Origin of the sequence: Rheinheimera sp. (assembly GCF_036568245.1) — a bacterium.
Lineage (GTDB): Bacteria > Pseudomonadota > Gammaproteobacteria > Enterobacterales > Alteromonadaceae > Alishewanella.
In genome coordinates this window covers 1-2,008 of the sequence record NZ_DATCSY010000319.1, presented here as the reverse complement: position 1 = coordinate 2,008, position 2,008 = coordinate 1, and the positions used below count along the sequence as shown (strand labels likewise).

2 protein-coding genes and 1 pseudogene are annotated in these 2,008 nt (G+C 45.1%); 1 reads left to right on the top strand and 2 read right to left on the bottom strand.

The genetic code is table 11. The features are described from left to right. Window positions 1-360 (top strand): annotated as a pseudogene (locus VIN66_RS14235) (response regulator); the annotation flags it as partial. Here VIN66_RS14235 and deoC read toward each other — a convergent pair. After that, window positions 337-1,086 carry a deoxyribose-phosphate aldolase gene (gene deoC, locus VIN66_RS14230; RefSeq protein ID WP_331924598.1) on the bottom strand — a complete coding sequence of 250 codons (750 nt, stop codon included), beginning with the start codon at window positions 1,084-1,086 and terminating at the stop codon, window positions 337-339. The pseudogene VIN66_RS14235 and the gene deoC overlap by 24 nt on opposite strands. Window positions 1,087-1,322: 236 nt before the next feature. After that, window positions 1,323-2,008 (bottom strand): SprT family zinc-dependent metalloprotease (locus VIN66_RS14225; RefSeq protein WP_331924597.1); only part of this gene is annotated, 686 nt, incomplete at its 5' end.

Genomic DNA, 2,008 nt, shown 5'->3' with positions numbered 1-2,008 from the left:
CTGCTAAAAACCTTATTTAGTGATCAGCAACATTTCGTTGATAAAAAGCAGCAACAGTTTGGTGAACTGAATAAAGCTGGCATCAAAAGCTATAAGGAAGGTAACTTTAACGCAGCAGTCAAACAATTTGAAGCTGCACTGGAGCTTGCTCCAATGAACACCGGTAGTGCGCTGAACCTGATCCAGGCTTCAATTCAGCTGCTTAACAGTCAGCAAAAACGCAAGTCATCTGAACTGTTTGACCGATGTAAAAAAACCTTCCGCGTTGTCGATAATATGCCATTGCCAGAACATCATCGCGTGCGTTATAAAGAACTACTGCAGCAGTTTGACAAGCTAAGAGACGAAATGCGGCGCTGACGATTGCGCTGCTATCTGTTCTGCCAGTTCATAAACTAAAGCGCTGGCACCAATACGCAGCCCGCTACTTAACGCTATATTGCCGGTCAGGTCTTCATATAGCTGCACGATGTTCAGTGCCTGTTCTACCGAGCGGACGCCACCAGACGCTTTAAAACCAATATGACGCTTTGACGCAGCGATCACGCTAAGGATGATACGTACAGCCTCTTCCGTCACACCCACCGGGACTTTACCAGTAGACGTCTTTATAAAATCAGCGCCTGCTTCAATTACAAGCTCACTGGCTATTGTTATTTGTTGCGCGGTGTTCAGTTCGCCAGACTCGATAATAATTTTAAGACATTTATCAGCACAGGCTTTACGGACACTTTGCAGAAAACTTTTTACCGCGTTGTATTCTCCGCGCAGCAGCATTTCATATGGCAGCACACAATCAATTTCAGTTGCCCCGGCTGATAAAGCATCCCGGATCTGCAGGCACACTTGCTGTACTGGCATATCACCCGACGGAAAGTTAACCACTGTCGCAATAGCGGATTGCTTTTGGCGCGCAGGCCAGTTGAGCAACGAAGCCAAATACTGAGGATATACGCAATAAGCTGCTGCAGGTATTGCGGGCAATGATGCAGTCCAGCTATCAAAAGAAGCGCCTGTTTCATCATCCTGTAATCTGGTGACATCAAGCAACTTCGCTAATTGCTGTAGGCGTAAAAGATTCGTCATTAATTTTCATTCCACTATTGGTGACACCGAAGGCAGAGCCTTCCTTATTTCTGGCAATAGACTGAGCTTAAATCAGTGGCTAATACAAATGCAAAACGGCCACGAAAAAATAACTAAAAATATTTTGAATTAATTTTAAAAGCCACAGTCTCATCTATCAGTAGTTGTTAAGTAGTACCATTTCTCTCCTGTTTCGATGTCCTAGTATTTACGCCGGCTTTCATGCCGGCGCTTTTTTACAATTCAAATCGGTGTTGATTCTGCTTCAACCATAGCTTAGCGTCTTTGTGACGGGGATAGTGCTGCTGTACCAGTTGCCAGAAATGTACTGAATGATTCAGGTGGCGTAAATGGGCCAGTTCGTGCACAACAACATAGTCAGCAACCCATTCAGGCGCCATCATTAAACGCCAGTTAAAACCGAGCTCTGCGCTACTTTTACAATATCCCCATTTCGTTTTCCAGTGGCCGATGGTTAACGAGGCTGATGTTACCTTCATCTCCCGCTGCCAGAATGCAACACGTTCGCCAAACCAAATGCTGGCCTGATGCTTATACCAGTGTTGCAATAACTGCCGTAGTTTAGCGTCTGTCGCTTTAACACGTTTTGACAGCGATACAATAACTGAACCGCCAGACAGCAAGACGCCAGAATCCGAAGCATTCTGTACCTGTAATGGCAATATATTATCAAGTAATGGAATACAACCTTGTTCCAGCCAAGCTGGAGTACGCTGTGTCTGTGCCCGATTAAGATGTTTCGCAATCCAAGGCTGTTTCTTGGTAATTAAAGCATTAACGTCCGCAATACTCACCCCCACAGGAGCCCTTACCGTCAACTTCCCGTCAGCAATTTGTAACGCCACGCTGCGTCTTTTACTGCTGTAATTGAGTTCATAATTCAACTCGCCCAATATTAATT

Excerpts from the sequence above, each read along its gene's own strand:
- deoC (WP_331924598.1), bottom strand. The coding sequence starts at position 1,086 with ATGACGAATCTTTTACGCCTACAGCAATTAGCGAAGTTGCTTGATGTC.